At 36.6% G+C, this 18781-nt stretch carries 22 protein-coding genes; 13 read left to right on the top strand and 9 right to left on the bottom strand.

Annotation, left to right across the window (positions count from 1 at the left end):
• Positions 1-112 precede the first annotated feature (112 nt).
• Both M0051_RS06700 and surE read right to left on the bottom strand, forming a co-directional pair.
• Positions 113-412, bottom strand: coding sequence for a hypothetical protein (locus tag M0051_RS06700; RefSeq protein WP_268188722.1), 300 nt, complete (start codon positions 410-412; stop codon positions 113-115).
• Positions 396-1169: a 5'/3'-nucleotidase SurE gene (gene surE / locus M0051_RS06695; RefSeq protein ID WP_306740761.1), complete on the bottom strand. Its 774-nt coding sequence runs from the start codon at positions 1167-1169 to the stop codon at positions 396-398. The genes M0051_RS06700 and surE overlap by 17 nt, the downstream gene beginning before the upstream one ends.
• 219 nt (positions 1170-1388) lie before the next feature.
• Between surE and pheT the strand changes: the two genes are divergently transcribed.
• From pheT to M0051_RS06680, 3 genes are all read left to right on the top strand, one after another.
• Positions 1389-3836, top strand: coding sequence for a phenylalanine--tRNA ligase subunit beta (gene pheT, locus M0051_RS06690; RefSeq protein WP_306740760.1), 2448 nt, complete (start codon positions 1389-1391; stop codon positions 3834-3836).
• 221 nt (positions 3837-4057) lie between these two features.
• A complete protein-coding gene (locus tag M0051_RS06685) occupies positions 4058-5746 on the top strand; it encodes a tetratricopeptide repeat protein (RefSeq protein WP_306740759.1) in 1689 nt (562 codons plus the stop codon).
• Between the two features lie 160 nt (positions 5747-5906).
• Entirely contained in the window at positions 5907-6581 is a 675-nt protein-coding gene (locus M0051_RS06680; protein ID WP_306740758.1) for a PrsW family glutamic-type intramembrane protease, read from the top strand.
• Positions 6582-6659: 78 nt separating this feature from the next.
• Here the strand turns inward: M0051_RS06680 and M0051_RS06675 are convergent, their stop codons facing one another.
• From M0051_RS06675 to M0051_RS06665, 3 genes are all read right to left on the bottom strand, one after another.
• Positions 6660-7082, bottom strand: a complete 423-nt coding sequence (locus M0051_RS06675) for a VOC family protein (RefSeq protein ID WP_306740757.1) — start codon at positions 7080-7082, stop codon at positions 6660-6662.
• Positions 7083-7358: 276 nt separating this feature from the next.
• Positions 7359-8099, bottom strand: a complete 741-nt coding sequence (locus M0051_RS06670) for a hypothetical protein (protein ID WP_306740756.1) — start codon at positions 8097-8099, stop codon at positions 7359-7361.
• A gap of 327 nt (positions 8100-8426) precedes the next feature.
• Positions 8427-8882 (bottom strand): hypothetical protein, encoded by a 456-nt coding sequence (locus tag M0051_RS06665; protein ID WP_306740755.1) that lies wholly within the window; start codon positions 8880-8882, stop codon positions 8427-8429.
• An 854-nt stretch (positions 8883-9736) separates the two neighbouring features.
• Here M0051_RS06665 and M0051_RS06660 point away from each other — a divergent pair.
• From M0051_RS06660 to M0051_RS06650, 3 genes are all read left to right on the top strand, one after another.
• On the top strand, positions 9737-10435 hold the full coding sequence (locus M0051_RS06660) for a hypothetical protein (RefSeq protein ID WP_306740754.1): 699 nt from the start codon (positions 9737-9739) through the stop codon (positions 10433-10435).
• 37 nt (positions 10436-10472) lie between these two features.
• Positions 10473-10859 carry a hypothetical protein gene (locus tag M0051_RS06655; RefSeq protein WP_306740753.1) on the top strand — a complete coding sequence of 129 codons (387 nt, stop codon included), beginning with the start codon at positions 10473-10475 and terminating at the stop codon, positions 10857-10859.
• A gap of 93 nt (positions 10860-10952) precedes the next feature.
• Positions 10953-11399: a hypothetical protein gene (locus M0051_RS06650; RefSeq protein WP_306740752.1), complete on the top strand. Its 447-nt coding sequence runs from the start codon at positions 10953-10955 to the stop codon at positions 11397-11399.
• A gap of 24 nt (positions 11400-11423) precedes the next feature.
• On the opposite strand, the gene M0051_RS06645 is transcribed toward M0051_RS06650, so the two are convergent.
• Positions 11424-11882, bottom strand: coding sequence for a hypothetical protein (locus M0051_RS06645; RefSeq protein ID WP_306740751.1), 459 nt, complete (start codon positions 11880-11882; stop codon positions 11424-11426).
• A gap of 314 nt (positions 11883-12196) precedes the next feature.
• Between M0051_RS06645 and M0051_RS06640 the strand changes: the two genes are divergently transcribed.
• The 6 genes from M0051_RS06640 (at position 12197) to M0051_RS06615 (ending at position 15500) form a co-directional block, all read left to right on the top strand.
• Positions 12197-12493 (top strand): helix-turn-helix transcriptional regulator, encoded by a 297-nt coding sequence (locus M0051_RS06640; protein WP_306740750.1) that lies wholly within the window; start codon positions 12197-12199, stop codon positions 12491-12493.
• Between the two features lie 14 nt (positions 12494-12507).
• The gene (locus M0051_RS06635) at positions 12508-12744 is read left to right on the top strand and encodes a thioredoxin family protein (RefSeq protein ID WP_306740749.1); all 237 of its coding nucleotides are present in this window, start codon (positions 12508-12510) and stop codon (positions 12742-12744) included.
• Between the two features lie 65 nt (positions 12745-12809).
• Entirely contained in the window at positions 12810-13277 is a 468-nt protein-coding gene (locus M0051_RS06630; RefSeq protein WP_306740748.1) for a nitrophenyl compound nitroreductase subunit ArsF family protein, read from the top strand.
• Positions 13278-13284: 7 nt separating this feature from the next.
• Entirely contained in the window at positions 13285-13989 is a 705-nt protein-coding gene (locus tag M0051_RS06625; protein ID WP_306740747.1) for an aromatic aminobenezylarsenical efflux permease ArsG family transporter, read from the top strand.
• Between the two features lie 23 nt (positions 13990-14012).
• A complete protein-coding gene (locus M0051_RS06620) occupies positions 14013-15050 on the top strand; it encodes a permease (protein WP_306740746.1) in 1038 nt (345 codons plus the stop codon).
• 24 nt (positions 15051-15074) lie between these two features.
• The gene (locus M0051_RS06615) at positions 15075-15500 is read left to right on the top strand and encodes a thiol-disulfide oxidoreductase DCC family protein (protein WP_306740745.1); all 426 of its coding nucleotides are present in this window, start codon (positions 15075-15077) and stop codon (positions 15498-15500) included.
• Between the two features lie 350 nt (positions 15501-15850).
• On the opposite strand, the gene M0051_RS06610 is transcribed toward M0051_RS06615, so the two are convergent.
• Entirely contained in the window at positions 15851-16945 is a 1095-nt protein-coding gene (locus M0051_RS06610) for a 6-phosphofructokinase (RefSeq protein ID WP_306740744.1), read from the bottom strand.
• Between the two features lie 293 nt (positions 16946-17238).
• On the opposite strand from M0051_RS06610, the gene M0051_RS06605 reads away from it, so the two are divergent.
• Positions 17239-17736, top strand: coding sequence for an O-acetyl-ADP-ribose deacetylase (locus tag M0051_RS06605; protein ID WP_306740743.1), 498 nt, complete (start codon positions 17239-17241; stop codon positions 17734-17736).
• Here M0051_RS06605 and M0051_RS06600 read toward each other — a convergent pair.
• Together M0051_RS06600 and M0051_RS06595 are read right to left on the bottom strand one after the other, a co-directional pair.
• Complete coding sequence (locus M0051_RS06600) at positions 17733-18167, bottom strand: rhodanese-like domain-containing protein (protein WP_306740742.1); 435 nt, start codon at positions 18165-18167, stop codon at positions 17733-17735. The genes M0051_RS06605 and M0051_RS06600 overlap by 4 nt on opposite strands.
• A gap of 114 nt (positions 18168-18281) precedes the next feature.
• A complete protein-coding gene (locus M0051_RS06595; protein ID WP_306740741.1) occupies positions 18282-18749 on the bottom strand; it encodes a hypothetical protein in 468 nt (155 codons plus the stop codon).
• Between the last annotated feature and the right edge of the window lie 32 nt (positions 18750-18781).

The following is an 18781-nucleotide window of genomic DNA, read 5'->3' as shown; positions in this document are numbered from 1 at the left end:
TATGATCCCGACAGTTATCGGGAATGAGTTGAGAATTAAATCCTCACAATTCAATACTTACTTGTGGATTTGGATTCAAACACCAAATCTTATTTTTCTGCTTTAGCAACATCTAAAATCCAAAACGGAAAACCATTATGGCAAAAGAATACAATATGGTAGCCAAAAGCACTCCTCTTGCTGCTCTTAACAAATCAGTTTTAATAAACAAAAAGAAAAAAACAATATTACCAAAGTATACTCCCAAAGCCATTACCTTGGTATACACCCTGTAAATTAGCAAACTGTCAATAAACTCCTTAATGGTCAATTCATCCTGAAAGCGTACCACATAAGCCAACAATATTGATAGTACAGGTACAAGCAAACCAATAATGAGTCCTAAAATAGTAGAATTAATCTTCGACTTCATAATCCCAAGTTTTTAGGTCTTCCACCAATTGGTGAGCGGTCATATCTATTTTTGTAGGAACAACTGATGCATAGCCATTATTAATTGCCCATTCATCTGTTTCTTCGGCATTCGGTTCTGCATTCTTAAAGTAACCTGTCAACCAATAATAATCTCCTCCGAAAGGATCTTGCCTATGATCAAACTCCTCTTTCCAACGTCCATCTGCCTGACGACAAACTCGAATGCCATTTATATCACCTTTAGGGAAATTTACATTCAAACAAACGCTTCTTTCCAATCCTTTTTCAATTAAATTGGCGAAAATCTTTCGACCATATTTAATGCTTTGAGAAAAATCAGCATCTGCACTAAAGTCGTTAAGCGAATACCCAATAGAAGGAATTCCATTCAAGCAACCTTCGATAGTAGCCCCCATGGTTCCCGAGTACAAAACACTAACCGAAGTATTTGCACCATGATTAATACCTGAAACCAGAAAATCAGGAGTGCGAGGTAAAATCTTGTTCAAAGCCAATTTTACACAATCCACCGGAGTTCCCTTGCAAGAATAAATGTGTAAATTTTCTTCATCCCGAACTTTTTTAATTCGAATAGGAACCTCTACAGTTATAGAATTTGATTTTCCTGAATTAGAACGGTTCGGGGCAACAACGTAGATGTCGCCAAATCCTTTAACCATTGCCACCAAAGCTTTAATTCCTTTGGCATTTAATCCATCATCGTTAGTAACAAGTATAATTGGTTTATTGCTCATATCTCAATTTTGATAATTGTACAAATATATCCGAATTTGGGGCAATAAGCAATTCCAATCATACAGATTTAAAGTAAACAAAAACTTAAACACTTTATCCTTAGATGTTCTTTGGTACTTGAGCCTAAAATTTCTACTTTTGTAAGCTTGTGAACAGTAGACAAACTGCATCTGTTTACAAGTATAATTTGATAATTATCTGATAAAATATACATACAAATGAAGGTATCGTACAAATGGCTGAAAGATTATATTGACATTGATCTTTCTCCTGCAGAAATGGATGAGATTCTAACTCAAATTGGATTGGAAGTTGGCGGAATTGAAAAATTTCAATCAATTAAAGGAGGATTAGAAGGATTGGTAATTGGTGAAGTAAAGACTTGCGAACCTCATACCAACTCAGATCATTTGAGCATTACAAGCGTTGATGTTAACGGCGACGAACTTTTACCTATTGTTTGCGGTGCACCTAATGTTGCTGCAGGACAAAAAGTAGTGGTTGCCACAGTTGGAACAGTTTTGTACGATGGCGACGATAGCTTTACCATTAAGAAATCAAAGATTAGAGGTGAGCTTTCAATGGGTATGATTTGTGCTGAGGACGAAATCGGCCTTGGTAAAGGTCACGATGGCATTATGGTTCTTCCTGAAGATGCTAAAGTAGGAACTCCTGCCGCTGAATACTTCAATATCGAGGATGATTTGACCATTGAAATTGACTTGACTCCAAATCGTATTGACGGTGCATCGCACATTGGTGTAGCTCGCGATATGGCTGCATACCTTAAGCAACAAAAAGAAATTGATTACAAACTTCCTTCAGTTGAAGATTTCAAAGTTGACAACAACAACTTGCCTATCGATGTGAAGGTAGAAAATAACGAAGCTTGCCACCGTTACTCAGGGGTTTGTATCAGCGGTGTTACAATTGCTGAATCACCAGAGTGGTTGCAAAATCGTTTGAAAGCAATTGGCTTAAGTCCAATCAACAATGTAGTGGATATTACCAACTACGTATTGTTTGAAACTGGTCAGCCATTGCACGCATTCGATTATGCAAAAACAAATGGTAAAGTAGTTGTAAAAACTCTTGCTGATGGCACCTTATTCAAAACATTGGATGAAGTTGAGAGAGAATTGAACGATAAAGATTTGATGATCTGCAACGAAAAGGAACCAATGTGTATTGCCGGTGTATTCGGTGGAATTGAATCAGGCGTAAGCGAAACTACTACTGATATTTTCTTGGAAAGTGCATACTTCGATTCAGTATTTGTTCGTAAAACTGCACGTCGTCACGGTTTAAATACCGATGCTTCTTTCCGTTTCGAACGTGGAACTGATCCTAACAACACCATTTATGCAATGAAACGTGCTGCTCTTTTAATCAAAGAGATTGCAGGTGGCGAAATTGCATCAGATGTTATCGATATTTATCCAAATCCAGTTGAAGATTTCAAGGTAGAGGTAAGCGTTGAGCGCATCGAAAACTTGATCGGAAAACAAATTGGAAAAGAAACCATCAAAAATATTCTTACCGCTTTAGAAATTAAAGTTGAGAAAGAAGATGTTGACACATTGAACCTTTTGGTTCCTCCTTACAGAGTGGATGTGAAACGTGAAGCTGATATCGTAGAGGAAGTATTGCGTATTTATGGTTTCAACAATATTGAAGTAGCTTCAAAAGTAAATGCTTCATTAAGCTATGCTCCAAAAATTGACGAGCACAAGCTAAGAAATACCATTGCTGATATGTTGACAGCTGCTGGTTTTAACGAAATCATGAATAACTCGTTGACCAAAGCTTCATACTACGAAGGATTGGAAAGCTTTAAACAAGAAAACACGGTTCGTATTTTCAACCCATTGAGTTCTGATTTGAACGCAATGCGTCAAGGATTGTTGTTTGGTGGTTTAGAGTGTGTAGCTTACAACATCAACCGCAGAAACTCAGATTTGAAATTCTACGAGTTCGGTAAATCATACCAGCACTTCGTGAATCCTGAAAACGAAAACCCAGTTGATAACTATTTCGAGAAAGAACGTTTGGGTGTTTTCATGTGTGGTAACAAAACTGCAACTAGCTGGAACTTGAAAGAAGAGCCAACAAGCTTCTACCACATGAAAGCTTACGTTGAAAATATCTTAAGACGTCTTGGTTTCAAGATCGAGAAATTAAGAATCAGAGAAACCGAAAACGATCAGTTTACCGAAGGATTAAGCTACGGTATTAAGAAAAAAGTATTGGTTGAAATGGGTATGGTGAGCGGAAAAATCTTGAAGGCAATGGATATTGACACACAGGTATACTACGCTGATTTCGACTGGGCTTTATTGATTCAGGAAGCTATGAAAAACAAGGTAAGCTATACCGAATTGCCTAAGTACCCAGCTGTAAAGCGTGACCTTGCTTTGTTAATCAACAAATCGGTAAGCTTTGCTGAAATCAAAACAATTGCTTTCAACTGCGAGAAGAAATTATTAAAATCTGTTTCATTGTTCGACGTTTACGAAGGTGAAAAACTAGGTGCTGATAAAAAATCATACGCAGTAAGTTTCATTCTTCAGGATACTGAAAAAACTTTGAACGACAAGCAGATTGACAAGATCATGCAAAAGCTAATCAAGAGCTACGAAAAACAAATTGGCGCTGAATTGCGTTAATTGTTATCAAATAAAACTAAGAAGCCGACTCCTAAAGGAATCGGCTTTTTTTTATCATTACATCACACTTTAAACACCATAGCATGTAGTAGATACTATTTAACTCCTCAAATCTATACCATTGACTTCCAGATCTATATTTCGTAAATTGCATATCAAATTTGATTTACACAAAAATACGTCGTCAGAAGGGAATGAGAGATGTATAGAAAGGAGACGCCATGAAGAAAGTAAATACCATCATTATGATCCTGCTTTTAACCTATAGTGCAGGCTGTAATTTTCTCACTAAAGAAAGCAATGAATTACCAAAACAAGATACGAATTATGAAGATTCCTATTATGACTTGGGGGAATTTCATAACAAAGTCTCAACCAAATCCAACCAGGCACAAATTTGGTTCGACAGAGGCTTAGCCTTATGTCATGCATTCAATCACGAGGAAGCTGTTCGCTGCTTTGAACGAGCATTACAAGAAGATCCGTCCATGCCAATGGCACTGTGGGGCATTGCATATGCATGGGGACCTAACATTAACAACCTGGGAATTGAAGCGCATCAGATAGCACAGGCAGCTCATTGCCTGCACCTGGCCAATTTGCATGCGAAAAATGCCAGTCCTATAGAAAAGGATTTGATTGCAACACTCGCACTTCGATATGCCACACCAGTTCCTGATGACAGGTACCCACTCAACAAGGCTTACGCCGACGCTATGCGTGAACTACACAAAAAATACCCCGAAGATGTATTGGTCACTGCACTCTTTGCCGAATCGCTTATGAACCTTCGCCCTTGGAATCATTGGACTCCCGATGGCACACCCGCCGAAGAAACCCAGGAAATCATTGCGGTTTTAGAAGATGGTTTAAAACGATCCCCAAATAATCCTGCCTTGTGTCACTTTTACATTCATGCAATGGAAGCCTCTCCTACTCCAGAAAAGGCTTTACCTGCAGCCAATGCACTACGTGATGTGATGCCTGGAGCAGGACACTTGGTACATATGCCCTCTCACATCGATGTTTTGGTGGGAGATTACGAAGCTGCCAACAAAGCTAACCAGAGCGCAATAGAGGCCGACGAAGAATTTTTAAAGAAAGAGGGAGCTTATAATTTTTATACATTCTATCGAATACACAACTATCACTTCCTGGTTTATGGAGCCATGTTCGACGGACAAAGTGAATTGGCCCTAAAAACTGCACGGGAGATCCCAAAACAAATACCAGAAGAATTACTAAAGCAATGGACTGATTATTTGGATGCTTTCATGCCAGTACCTCTGCACGTACTGATTAGATTTGGCCGCTGGGATGAGATCTTGGAAGAACCCGAACCTGCGGAATACTTGCCCATGTCGAGGACTACCTGGCATTATGCCCGGGCACTTGCTTACGCCACAAAAGGTATGGTAAAACAAGCCGAAGAGGAACAACAAGCTTTTCAGAAAAGCTTAGCTTCAGTACCCAAAACAAGCATACTATTCAACAACACTTCGCGTGATATTCTAGGCGTTGCCAATAAAATGATGGCTGGTGAGATTTCCTATCGAAAAGGGGATTATGAATTTTCTTTCGAACAATTGCGAGAGGCAGTTCAGCTTGATGATGCCTTAAACTACGACGAGCCTTGGGGATGGATGCAACCTGCTCGACATGCACTTGGTGCCTTACTAATGGAACAAGAGCGATTTGAAGAGGCAGAATCAGTCTATCGCAATGATTTGAAACGTCATCCCAAAAATCTTTGGGCATTGCACGGACTTACCGAATCTTTAGAAAAACAGGGCAAGGAAGAGGAAGCAAAAAAATATCACTCACAGTTCGAGATTGCCAGCGCGCGTGCTGATGTGAAAGTAGATCGATCCTGCTACTGCAGAATTGCAGACTTGGAGGATTCTAAATAATTAATTCTCACATAAAACATACAAGCATAGCAGGCTACAAGCGTAATTGTATGCCTGCTATCTCATTTTACAACTGCGGAAAGCATTTTTATTATTCTTATTGGTTTAACAAAAGACTTTTTCTAAATTTGATGACTTCATAGCTTATCAATAAACACACATGAATCTTCTACTAATCTCTGTAGCACCAATAGCCATAATTCTATTCTACGTTTACTATCGCGACAAATACGAGAAAGAACCACTTGCGTTATTGGGAAAAGGGCTTCTGGCTGGTATGATCACTACCATACCAATCATATTTGCAGAGAAAGCTGTATCCTCTTTTCTTCCGCATATTTTTAACGGGAAAATTGGTTATGCTTTTGGCGATGCCTTTTTAGTGGCAGCCCTTTGCGAAGAAGCCTTTAAACTATTGGCGGTTTATATTTTGGTATGGAAAAACCCAAACTTTAACGAACGATTCGATGGGATTGTATATGCCGTTTTTGTATCGCTGGGATTTGCCTTGGTAGAAAACATCATGTATGTATTTTCGAACGGAATGAGCACAGGTATTGCACGAGCTTTCACCGCCGTTCCTGCACATGCCATGTTCGGCATCATGATGGGCTATTACCTGGGATTGGCTAAGTTTTCGAAAGGCAGTAGACTTCCTCTATTTGTAATGGCATTCTTAATTCCATTCCTGGTACATGGCACCTACGACTTTATTCTAATGGTTCAAATCAACTGGGTATTAATCCTTTTCTTCCCATTCCTAATTTATTTGATGTACAAAACCAATGGGAAAATGACCGAATTGAATAACAAATCGATATTTCGATACAAGTAATTAAAATCAGCCAAACTTGTAGCCCTTACTCGCAAAGCACGAGCGGCATACTCGTACTTTCAATAGTTATCTATCCGGCTATTTATTTCTCTTTGCTAATGGATGATCTGCTTTCAATTCCAATAAGTCCCAAAGGTTTCCATACAAATCCTTAAATACTGCTACGGTTCCATAATCTGCTTCTTTAGGCTCTCTAACAAACTCAATCCCTTTCGAAATCATGTCATTATAGTCTCTCCAAAAATCATCTGAATTTAAAAACAGAAACACTCTCCCTCCTGCCTGATTTCCAATAAATTCTTTTTGTATTGGCTTAGATGCTCTAGCAAGAAGTATCGTGGTGCCAGATGAGCCTGGGGGCGATACAACAACCCAACGTTTATCCTGCTCTGGCTGATAGGTATCTTCAATTAATTCGAAGTTCAACTTTTTAGTGTAAAAATCGATTGCTTCATCATAATCTCTTACAACTAATGCTATATGTATTATTGATTGTTTCATGAATGATTATCTCTCCAATTTATTTTGTTATAAATTCTTTTCATTCTTGCACCAAATATAGAATAAAGTGCTTTTTAAGATCTGACCGTATGAAGCGAAAGGGTTTTATCTAGTTTTACCTTTCTAAAATACTAAGGAGCCAAAGCGTTGTATCTTGTTTATAATTTTTCTGTTTTTAAAACCAAATCAACGATTTGGTGATGATCGCCAAAGCCTCGAACCATCCGAAACACATCTTACCCCTTTTGCTTTATAACGGCTTGTTGTGTGTAGTTTTTAAATGTTATCTGGTTTAGTGAAAAATTCTATTATCTTTTTGTCATTTGACATCAAGGTTTCTAGATGTTCACCTATTTCATCTGAAGACATAATTGGTGAATCCAGCTGCAATGAACGTAGAGTACCGTCTTGTTGTGGTGCAATTAATATTATTCGTCCAATTCTTAAATCAAACAGTCTCATATTGACAATTGCATAGCCATTTCTATCTGCTGTCAAAAACGAGATAAAATCTATTTCGTTGGATTTGGTTTTAACAAAACCCTGACCGACATAATGAGGCTGATTTCGGGACGTAACACTAACATTTGTGTGAGAATACTTTTTCAAGTCAATGCTATCTGTCAAAATAGCAATTGTAAAGAAAACCTCATTCGGTTTACAATTTATATATTGTTTGTTAGTCGCATTTTTATTTACGTAAAAGGAATGATAGATGATTTTCTTGTCTTTTAAGTCAAATCCTTTCCAATTACCAGAATTTCCTAACCCATTAAAAGTGGTGTCTGATAAATCATAATCAGGAACTGGAAAAACTCCATTTCTCATGGGCTTTCCTTCAAATGTAAAATTATGTATGTCAGCTTGCCAATTTTTCGAACTCCATTTTATAGAATCATTTCTGTTTTTATTATGGATTCTTTCTTTTTCAAGATTCCACTCAAAATTGCTTTTCTTCTCTTGTGCATTACAACCAAGAGTTAGGATTAAAAGAATATATGTGATTATATTTTTCATACGGGCTTACTCAAATTACACACAACGTTTCGCAGGTATGGCATCATACCTCCTATTCCGTAGGTTTGTTGTTTATAATTCTATCGTTTAAATTCTCACTTCTGCCTCGGCAGAAATAAAAATATATACTACTGCCTCGGTTTATCATTTTACTTCTATTCTATTTTTGCATTCGCAAAGCACGAGCTGCAAGCTTGCGCTATCGGTGGAAACTACCGCCTTATCAAAGCCGCTACCGTTTAAAGTTTTGTTATATTATCAATCCTGAAAGCTTTCGGGAGAGTGTCACCGCCCTTGAAATTTAGCTTTTGTAGCCACTTTTGATTGCTAGTAATATATAGGAGCATGGTTTAAAACATCTATTCTAAGTCTATCATCTCTATATTCAATAGTAAACAAATTCATCGTATCAATTTCGATGAAAGCCTGTTTTCCATTATTAATCCTTATCCCAATATTAAAAACAGTATCAATGTTTTCTATTTCATAAGACTTTGCTAATCCTGTTGATGCCTCTGTAGCTATTATATCTTGGTATTTCAACTTATTATTCACTGTAATATTAACAGTGTCATTACTAAAACTTGTTTCAAAAATCAGATATATATTGCCATTTCTAAGATACCTATCATCCATGTATTTACGTGAGCGAGGCTTGATGTCTTTGAAATGATTGTAATTTATTTCTATATCATACTTGTTTTGATATCTTTCTTTTGAATTTAAATTACATCCAATCAATATAGTAACGATCAATAGACTTATGTAGATTCTTTTTTTCATTTCAATTGTGGCTAACTTGTAAATAAAGTACATCAATGCATTATTTTACTTTTCGCCACTGAAAGTACAAAACAATAATCCCTCAACAAAGCAAAGCAATAAATATTTTACACCCCATTATAGATTAACGAAATAAAGGATAATGTTGTCTGAAATATGCAAGCAACAAAGAGTAAGTTTAAAGAAATCGACAGGCATTTACAAGAAACAGCTTCTCAACTTCGAGAAGTAGACTTCCCATGCCAAGAAATAGACTCCCAATTCTAAGAAATGGGGTTTGCGGCTCATGCGGTTGACTTTCGGTCTTAAGAAATTAACTTCAGGTCTCGATCTACAGACTTCCACCTTCAAGAAATAGAATCTCAGCTTCAAGAATTGGTATTTCAGTTTCAATCTATAGGCTTTCGACTTCGCTAAATGGACTTTCCATCTCAATCATTAGGGTTTAAGCTTTAAGAAATGGTCTCTCAACCTAGAGAAGTAGCTTCTCTGTTTCGAGAAATAGACCTTACAAGTCAATCTGTAAACATATAGTTTTAATCGATAGGATTTACATTCCAATAAATACGCTTACAATCACAATGCATTCCAACAGAACACAGGAATTCAATTCTTTTTTTTGATTATTTCACATTATTATACAAACAGAAAATTAGATTCACACACCACATAAACACATCAAAACTATTAACTTTTCGAACATGCACACTTCTCAACCAACAATAACGATTGTGAACACAATACTCTTATGATTATTTTTCAATAATTTTTACGGTTAATTAAAAAATTATTTTTAATTTCGAATCACCCACTTAACTAACCAATCATAACAAAATTATTTTAACTCAAAAAAAATGGACAAATCAATTACAGCAAGAAGCAATGCTTTCCAGCAAGTGCAAATCAATTTAAGCAACAATCAAGCAAAGTTTGCTCACATCCCGGCAATGGGAAAAATGTTCACTAGCCTTACTAGCCTAATTGGTGAAACCAACGAATTAATCGACAAAGCTGAAAACATTCCAAGTAAAACTTCGGGCAACAAAAACTTGGTTCGTGCTACTTTGAGCTCTGTAGCTTTAAAAGCGAGCAATATCCTTAAGGTCTATTCTTTTATCAGTAAAGAAGAAAACCTGAGCAATTTTGTTGATCGCATTAACAATTCCTACTTAACGAAGTTGAGAGAAAAGGAACTTTTAAGTTTTTGCAAAAACTTGCTCGAAAGAATTACACCTCTTAAAACCGAACTTGCCGATTATGGCTTAAGTGAAGAGATGATTACCGAACTGAGCACTAAAATTACCGACTACGAAAAGGTATTAACTGAACCTCGCCAACTGATTAGCGAGCGCAAAACTACCAACGAATTAATCGAAGACAATATCGATCAGATTCAGAGCTTAATCAGCAATCAAATCGATCCAATGATGGAACTTTTTGTGGATGACAAGGAATTCTACCTGTCCTACAAATCAGCCAGAATGATTGTTGATCCGGCTACTCGAAAAAAGATCGAAGAAATCGAAAACCCAGAAGAACAAACCGAAGAATAAATTAAATAATAGGGGATTATTAATTTAACAACTACCAATGAAAACATTTAAAACAATTCTATTGATGATGCTATTTGCATCAATAACACTAAGCTCTTGTAGCGATGATGATATGGATCTTACCGGTGATTTAATTATCACACAATATGGAGAATATTACTCTGGAGGAACTTATGAAATCTACACCGAAAAGGCTGCATTAACCGAAAGTTCAAGTTCTACCGAGTTTTACCCTAAGCCTTTGCGTGAAGGAGAGATATATTTAAATCAAGAAATTTCTATTACAGATTTAAATCATGGAACATACTATATCGAATTCTTTAAAAAAGACAGCTACAATGGTGAAAGCATGTCATTCCAGATATCTGGAGGCAAAACCACCAGAATATCTATTAGTTCGTTTGGCATCAAACTAGAAGAATAAACTACAAACAATTTTTCTCGAATATTTTAATTGAAACACCTGCACTATCGAAAGGTTGTGTGGGTGTTTTTTACGATTTAAAATCTTAAAACATTGAACACACAACAAAAATTCTTTGTAAGCCTATCAATATTAGGATTAGTTTTTAGCAGCATGCTAAGAATTACATTTAACGCAACACCCGATTTTGAATTTGTAGACTTCTGGCTAAAAGCAATACCTCTTCCCTTCTTTGATTATGCTGGCAGCTCAAACGAAACTCATCTTACAACAACATTTGCAGGCTACATCTTTTACTTTTTTACAGGTATACTATTGCTTAAATTTACCAAAGGAGACAGGCTGCTATTTCCCTTACTTTGTGGATTCATGTTACTTACAACCTGCGCAATTTACATTGAGTGTTCATCCATAATTCAGGACATAAATTCAAATTATCAAGGACAACACATGCGCATCGGACCATTTTTATTCTTCTTGGTTTATCTGATAATAACAAAATACCCAAAGCGCTTGGAAAACAGAAAGTATTCTCTTTGAAAATAGTTTTTATGACAAGTCACATCAAGAACTCAACGACAATTTTCTATTCTTAATAATTTCTACAAGCAAGTATAATACTACCCCCAAAAGAAAGGCTGCCACATGGGCTATTGTGCTAATAAGGGGAAAGATCAATCCAAAATAAACATCTGCCAGAATCACGACTGCTACTGAAGCTAGAATCATCCATTTTGTTTTCATCAACATATACAATCTATGTCTGATTACCACAAGCACCAACATCCCCGCAAGGGCATTCCAAACAATAGAAATTCCTTGAGCCTTTAATATAAACCAGAACAATGATTGAATTAGAAATGCAATTGTAAAAACAATCGCCCAGCCTTTCGAAATTGACCTCATAGCTTGAAGAAAAAAAGGCATCATGGCCACAGCCAACAAGAAATAATTGAGAACAGAAAGCTTAACATCTCCACCATAGGTGAGTCCATTAAAAAGGGTAGTAATGATATCGTCCATACAAATTGAGTTTATAGTTTTGATTTATTTTACTCAGATAAATAGGTTTAGCGAGAACCAATTTAATGAAAATACAAAACAATAATCCATTATCCGTTCAATTTATTGTACTCCACTAATAAATATACTTGAAAAAAGAGAGACCTATCAATCAGGAAAATATACGATCCAGTCAAGTATCCAAAAAACGTATAAACATCACTAGGTGTTTTTCATCACCAACTAAAAACTGAACATTTATTTGGAGAAATAAAAAAAAGTCTACAACTTCGTTTCGTATTTTTACGAAATGCGAAACACCTAAGATAGAATACATGGAAGAAACAAAATTGTATACACAAGAGGAACAGCAAATGGCAAGGTTTGCTAAAGCATTGTCGCACCCGGTTAGGGTATACATATGCGATTTACTCTCGAAGCAAAGCTGCTGTTACAGCGGCGACTTGGCCGAAGAGGTTCCCATTGCCCGATCAACCCTATCGCAACATTTAAAAGAATTAAAAAACTCAGGTTTAATTCAGGGAGAGATCAATCCTCCTAAAATTAAATACTGCTTAAATAAAGAGAATTGGGCACTTGCCCGAAAATTGTTTAATGAATTTTTCAAATAATAAAAAACACTATCATGGATATTAAAGTATTAGGACCAGGTTGTAAAAAATGTGGAACATTGGCAGAAGCTGCAAACAAAGCTGTTGAAGAATTGGCAATTGATGCTAAAGTTGAAAAAATCGACGATATGGTTAAAATCCTATCATACGGCGTAATGTCAACCCCTGCTTTGGTGATCAACGAAAAAGTTGTTGTTAGTGGTAAAGTTCCTTCGGTATCAGAAATCAAGGAATTCATCCAAAAAGCTTAAAAAGCTGATAGCTGTAGGCTGTTAGCTGACAGCTATCAATTCAATAACACTAAAACACAAACAAAATGAAGAAAACTATAACACTTGCTATTCTAGCATTAGGATTAAGTTTTGGCGCTTGCCAATCGAACACAAAAAAAGAAACTGCAAAAGCTGAACAAGAAACAGCATGCAAAGGTGACTGCACAAAATGTGATAAATCAGCAGAGCAGAAAGTAGCAGAAAACAAAGCTGAAGCCGGAGTATATTATTTTCATGGCGACAGAAAATGTAAAACTTGCAAGGTCGTAGGTGCAAAAGCCAAGGAAGTGGCAGCAAGCTTAAATGCAAATTTCTTCGATATCAATTTCGACCAGGAAGAAAACAAAGACTTGGCTAAAACTTTCCAGGCAAGTAGTTCAGGTTTGTTCATTAAAAGTGCTAAAACAGGAGATATTCAGGATTTAACAACATTTGCGTTCCGAAATGCCATTAACGATACTCCTGCATACATCGAAAAACTGGAAACTGTAATCAAAGCCGAGCTTCAATAAGATTATAATGGAATATTTAGATCAACTATTATCGCAAAGCAGCTTTCCAATATTATCAGCATTTTTACTGGGAATCATGACAGCGATTAGTCCTTGTCCCTTGGCAACAAACATCACTGCCACAGCCTATATTAGCAAAAACCTTAGCGATAAAAAGAGAATCTTTTTAAACGGATTGGTTTACACACTTGGAAGAGCAATAAGCTACACTGCTTTAGGAGTAATTCTGTTTTTCGGTGCAAGTAAATTCGATATTTCGAGCTTCTTTAACACCTATGGCGAAAGGCTATTGGGACCATTGCTAATCATTATCGGAGTCTTTATGCTCGATATTATTTCCATTAATTTCCCAGGTGTTAGTTCGCTTACCGATAAGTTGAATGGGGAGAAAATGAGAGGAAAATATTGGGGTGCCCTGTTAATGGGAATGATTTTCGCTCTGGCTTTTTGTCCTTACAGTGGCGTGTTGTATTTCGGAATGTTAATTCCACTTACAGTTTCGCAGGCTGATGGTTTACTTTTGCCAATTGTTTTCGCCATTGCAACCGGTTTACCGGTAATTATCATCGCCTATTTATTGGCTTTCACTCTTTCGGGAGTAGGCAATTTTTACAACAAAATTAAAAGTTTCGAATACTGGTTTAGAAAAGTAGCAGCTGTAATTTTTATTTCAGCAGGGCTGTATTTTACATACATTTTCTTTATCCAATAACCGATATCAGTTTTTAGAATATCATGATCAAATCTATTCAAATCACCAATAGAAAACAGCTTTCATTGGTTTTGCTATCATTACCAATTTGGTACATTCTCTATGTAAACCTTCAGAACATTTCCGATTTTTTTATCGATACTGTTTTTGGAATGAAAGCAGGAACTCACCTTACTGAGACCATTCGTTTCTTCATTTTCGAAGTTCCTAAAGTACTGCTACTGCTTGTGCTAATTATTTTTGGAGTGGGAATCATTCGTAGCTATTTCTCACCAGAGAAAACCAGAAAAGCTTTGGCTGGCAAGTCTACTTTTTTAGGAAACGTAATGGCAGCCCTGCTAGGAGTTGTTACGCCATTCTGTTCATGTTCCGCCATTCCTTTGTTCTTAGGATTTGTTGAAGCAGGTGTACCTCTGGGAGTAACTTTCAGTTTCCTGATTGCAGCACCAATGGTAAACGAAATTGCCTTAATCATGTTGGTTGGATTATTTGGCTGGAAAACTGCAATCATTTATACCCTTACCGGATTATTAATTGCAATAGTTGCTGGCTGGTTAATCGGAGTTTTAAAATTGGAAAAATACGTACAAGAATGGGTTTTCGAAGTTAAAACTGGTCAAACCGACCAAGATGTAACCAAAATTCCATTCTCAGATAGAATTAAATCGGGTATCGATTCTGTAAAAGAAATTGTAGGTAAAATTTGGTTGTACATTGTAATTGGGGTAGCCATTGGAGCTGGTGCTCATGGGTATGTACCAGAAGATTTCATGGCCAACCTAATGGGCAAATCAGCTTGGTATTCGGTTCCTTTGTCAATTGTTATTGGAATTCCGATGTACTCAAATGCGGCAGGAATTATTCCTATTGTTAGCGTTTTAATCGAGAAAGGTGCATCACTGGGAACGGCACTGGCATTTATGATGTCGGTAATTGGCTTATCATTGCCTGAGGTAATTATCCTGAAAAAAGTACTTAAAATGCCTTTGATTCTAGCCTTTGTTGGAATTGTAGCAGCAGGTATTCTTTGCGTTGGATTTATTTTTAACTTTATCTACTAGAATAAAGTATGAGATAAAAACAAAATGCACAGTCATTCAAAAAATATTAATAATTCAAACCCTATCGTACTTTTCGATGGGGTTTGTAATTTTTGCAATACAACAGTTCGTTTTGTGCTTGCTTACAATCGGGCAGAAAACATTCATTTCTCTCCCCTTCAATCTGATTTTGCCAAACAGTTACTTGCTCAACACAAACTATCTTCCGATGATATGAATACCGTTGTTTTTATCGAAGACAACAAGGCTTACACCAAGAGCTCCGCAGCTTTTCAAATTAGCAAGCATTTAATTTATCCCTGGAAAGCACTCTATTATTTCAAATACCTACCTCATGCTATTACCAATTGGGTTTACGATCTGATTGCCAGAAACAGATACTCCTGGTTTGGCAAAAAGAATCAATGCATGGTTCCAAAACCTGAATGGAGAGATAGGTTTTATGAATAAAGCTTTAAAAGTTATAAGCTATGTATTTAGGCTATTTGAGAGCAATTATTTCCTCTTACTTTTCCATTGATGAAAAGTAACAAAAATCTACGGCGCAGCAACTCTACAACCCATAACGGTTCAAAAGCGAATAGAAATAGATAGTTTCGTTCGTTCCTCACTCAACAGCATTTCTATTTTTTCGCTTTCTTCACCTATGGGGCCCCGCTTGCTTTGCAGATGCCGATCCCTGTAACATTTTAAAGAAAATTTAAATCTGCGGCAATCATATCTTTCATAAAAATCAGCGTCTATAAACAAAAAAGCCGGAATTCATACGAACTCCGGCTTGTAATATCTTTGGACTTAAATTAGTCTCCAAATGCAATACCAACACCTTTTGCAGTAGCAACAAGGTTCGATTTTGGATCAACCAAGTTTTGCTGACCAATAGCCTCAGGAAGAGGAACAGCAACAACCTGTGGATGACGGTAAGCAACCATATGACCAAACTTACCTTCCAATACCATTTCGAATGCCTTAACACCAAACTGAGTTGCCAATACACGGTCGTAAGCTACTGGAATACCACCACGTTGTAGGTGACCCAAAACAGTAGTACGGATATCTGCTTCTACACCTGCTTCTTTCAATTCTGCAGCCAAACGATCAGCAGCACCACTTAACTTCAAGTTAGGGTTACCTACCTCATCGCTTACCTCAGCTAAAGCTGATCCACCTTTTGGCATAGCCCCTTCAGCAACTACGATAATACCGAATCCTTTACCTTTCAAGAAACGAGTATCCAATTTCTCTTTTACTTTCTTGATATCGTAAGGAATTTCAGGAATCAAACAAGCTTCTGCACCACCTGCAATTGCAGCACTTAAAGCAATCCAACCTGCATCACGTCCCATAGCTTCCAAAATGAAAACACGGTTGTGAGAAGCAGCTGTAGTTTTCAACTTATCAACAGCTTCAGTACAAATTTGTACAGCAGTTTGGTAACCAAAAGTAAAATCGGTAGCCGAAAGGTCATTATCGATAGTTTTAGGTACACCAATAATGTTTAATCCTTTTTCGTAAAGAGCTTGTGAAATTTTCTGAGAACCGTCACCACCAATGCTAATTACAGCATCGATTCCCAAGTATTGTAATTTGCGGATCATTTCATCAGAACGGTCAGCAGATCCCCAAGAACCATCTTTGTTTTTTACTGGCCAAGCAAAAGGACCACCTTTTGTAGTTGTTCCAATAATCGTACCCCCTTGATAGTGAATACCTTTAACTGCAGCATCATCTAATATCTTAATTTCAGTAGGTTCCTTCAAAATTCCGTCGAAAGACTGAATACTTCCTACAACTTCCCAATCCTTTTCTTGAGCTGCACGTTTCACAACGGCGCGAATCACAGCATTCAAACCAGGGCAATCACCACCTCCGGTCGCAACTAATACTCTTTTCATAATTGTCAATTTAATATTTCAATCAATTTGCTTGGCTAGCGCGGCTAAAATAAAAATATTTTTCCAAACCGAAACAAACAATTTCACTGTCAGTGAATTGCAATCGATTTCGAAATTGTTTTTTATAATGATTTTGAATTATTAATTTTAAAATACACAAGATCGATATTTAGTATAAATTGAAAATCTGTGTATAGATTAAAATGAAATAATCATTTGGTTCAGAGGTGAAAGATCACCATACAATTTAGGATAATTAACAGGGATAGAAAAGTAAAATTAAACTAGCTGTCATGAAAATTAAAATTTTTAAGGGAGATATTACCAAACTGAAAATCGATTGTATTGTAAATGCAGCAAACAGAAGCCTATTGGGAGGTGGTGGAGTTGACGGAGCAATACACAGAGCTGCTGGCCCCGCATTATTGGAAGAGTGTCGCACACTTAATGGATGTTCCACAGGAGAGGCCAAAATCACGAAAGCATATAATTTACCTTGCAAGTACGTTATTCATACCGTTGGTCCTGTTTATAGCGGAGGTAAATATGATGAAGATCAATTGCTAAAGAGTTGCTACAAAGAGAGCATAAAGCTTGCTGAGAAGTATAAACTGCAAAGTATTGCTTTCCCAAATATCAGCACAGGTGTTTATCGCTACCCTAAAAAGGAAGCTGCCGAGATCGCCATTAAAACCGTTCGAAAACAATTGGCAAAATGCAAATACTTAAAAGAGCTTGTTTTTTGCGTATTCGATGATGAAAACTTAAAGCTATACAATGAATTACTTTAAATGGAAATGGTTTCTTCTACCGTTTCTTTATGATTCCATCGCTTATATTTACCCCAATTCAACATTTTTGTATATCCTTTTTCTTCTAAAAAGATAATTACATTTTGTGTTTTAATGGTTAAATCACAATACAATATCAATGCCTTGTCTTTAGGTATTTTAGGGTACCAGTTTTCCACATCATGATGCGGAAAGCTTTTTGCATTGGGAATATGCCCCATTAAGAAATATTCCTCTTCCCTAACATCCAGAATCCAAATGTCATCTTGTTGTTCCTGTGTAAGCTCCAAAAGCCTATCTGGATTCAGAAATTCTTTCAAATCCTCTCCTTCTGAAGATACATAAGCGAAATAATTTGGTACATGAATAAAATACCAATATACGCCAAACCCAACAGCAACAACTGATACAATTAATAAAATTAAATTCATAGGCAGTAAAATCAACACCGAAAAAATAGTCTGTTCTAATGTGATTTGCAAAAAAAAATCTCCTTCAAGGAGATTTTAATTTTATTCTGATTAATAAGTCAATTTCGTACGCAACTATCTTTTCATTGTAGCAATGAAAGTATCGCTATCAAGGAAGAAGTCAAGTGCATCATTAATTGATGGCAAAATTACATCAACGTGATCAATAATATCTTTATGAATTCCTTCTGACTGAAGCGTAGCTACTGAAATTATTGATTGAACGAACAATCCTATATCTATACGAGCATTACCAATAGCTGCAACATTTTGACTTCCCAAAGAAAGCAATACATCTTCTTTTTCTCTGGAATTGCTCGCTTCATAATAAGCTATACCACTCGACAATGCTAAATCCCTTGCATTTCCACGTTGGTCTGATGAAATCATAACCACGTTAACTCCTATCATTTGTAAACGATGAATTCTTTCCACCACACCAGGAACCATTTCTCCTTTAACGGTTAATGTTCCATTCGAATCTACCACCAAGGTATCGATAGTAATCGTTCCAACACCTGGAACCTCATAATTTAAACTCATAGATTAATGTTTTAATTTCAATCCCAAAATAA

Origin of the sequence: Marinifilum sp. D714 (genome assembly GCF_030851345.1) — a bacterium.
In the GTDB taxonomy this organism is placed as follows: domain Bacteria; phylum Bacteroidota; class Bacteroidia; order Bacteroidales; family Marinifilaceae; genus Marinifilum.
This window is presented reverse-complemented; position numbering and strand designations above follow the sequence as displayed.

What these genes read in the sequence shown, in the direction of transcription:
- M0051_RS06655 (WP_306740753.1), top strand. Translation starts at nt 10,473, where the DNA reads ATGAAAACATTTAAAACAATTCTATTGATGATGCTATTTGCATCAATA.
- M0051_RS06665 (WP_306740755.1), bottom strand. Translation starts at nt 8,882, where the DNA reads ATGAAAAAAAGAATCTACATAAGTCTATTGATCGTTACTATATTGATT.
- M0051_RS06635 (WP_306740749.1), top strand. Translation starts at nt 12,508, where the DNA reads ATGGATATTAAAGTATTAGGACCAGGTTGTAAAAAATGTGGAACATTG.
- M0051_RS06670 (WP_306740756.1), bottom strand. Translation starts at nt 8,099, where the DNA reads ATGAAAAATATAATCACATATATTCTTTTAATCCTAACTCTTGGTTGT.
- M0051_RS06645 (WP_306740751.1), bottom strand. Translation starts at nt 11,882, where the DNA reads ATGGACGATATCATTACTACCCTTTTTAATGGACTCACCTATGGTGGA.
- pheT (WP_306740760.1), top strand. Translation starts at nt 1,389, where the DNA reads ATGAAGGTATCGTACAAATGGCTGAAAGATTATATTGACATTGATCTT.
- M0051_RS06625 (WP_306740747.1), top strand. Translation starts at nt 13,285, where the DNA reads ATGGAATATTTAGATCAACTATTATCGCAAAGCAGCTTTCCAATATTA.
- M0051_RS06685 (WP_306740759.1), top strand. Translation starts at nt 4,058, where the DNA reads ATGAAGAAAGTAAATACCATCATTATGATCCTGCTTTTAACCTATAGT.
- M0051_RS06675 (WP_306740757.1), bottom strand. Translation starts at nt 7,082, where the DNA reads ATGAAACAATCAATAATACATATAGCATTAGTTGTAAGAGATTATGAT.
- M0051_RS06595 (WP_306740741.1), bottom strand. Translation starts at nt 18,749, where the DNA reads ATGAGTTTAAATTATGAGGTTCCAGGTGTTGGAACGATTACTATCGAT.
- M0051_RS06610 (WP_306740744.1), bottom strand. Translation starts at nt 16,945, where the DNA reads ATGAAAAGAGTATTAGTTGCGACCGGAGGTGGTGATTGCCCTGGTTTG.
- M0051_RS06700 (WP_268188722.1), bottom strand. Translation starts at nt 412, where the DNA reads ATGAAGTCGAAGATTAATTCTACTATTTTAGGACTCATTATTGGTTTG.
- M0051_RS06615 (WP_306740745.1), top strand. Translation starts at nt 15,075, where the DNA reads ATGCACAGTCATTCAAAAAATATTAATAATTCAAACCCTATCGTACTT.
- M0051_RS06660 (WP_306740754.1), top strand. Translation starts at nt 9,737, where the DNA reads ATGGACAAATCAATTACAGCAAGAAGCAATGCTTTCCAGCAAGTGCAA.
- M0051_RS06630 (WP_306740748.1), top strand. Translation starts at nt 12,810, where the DNA reads ATGAAGAAAACTATAACACTTGCTATTCTAGCATTAGGATTAAGTTTT.
- surE (WP_306740761.1), bottom strand. Translation starts at nt 1,169, where the DNA reads ATGAGCAATAAACCAATTATACTTGTTACTAACGATGATGGATTAAAT.
- M0051_RS06600 (WP_306740742.1), bottom strand. Translation starts at nt 18,167, where the DNA reads ATGAATTTAATTTTATTAATTGTATCAGTTGTTGCTGTTGGGTTTGGC.
- M0051_RS06680 (WP_306740758.1), top strand. Translation starts at nt 5,907, where the DNA reads ATGAATCTTCTACTAATCTCTGTAGCACCAATAGCCATAATTCTATTC.
- M0051_RS06605 (WP_306740743.1), top strand. Translation starts at nt 17,239, where the DNA reads ATGAAAATTAAAATTTTTAAGGGAGATATTACCAAACTGAAAATCGAT.
- M0051_RS06620 (WP_306740746.1), top strand. Translation starts at nt 14,013, where the DNA reads ATGATCAAATCTATTCAAATCACCAATAGAAAACAGCTTTCATTGGTT.
- M0051_RS06640 (WP_306740750.1), top strand. Translation starts at nt 12,197, where the DNA reads ATGGAAGAAACAAAATTGTATACACAAGAGGAACAGCAAATGGCAAGG.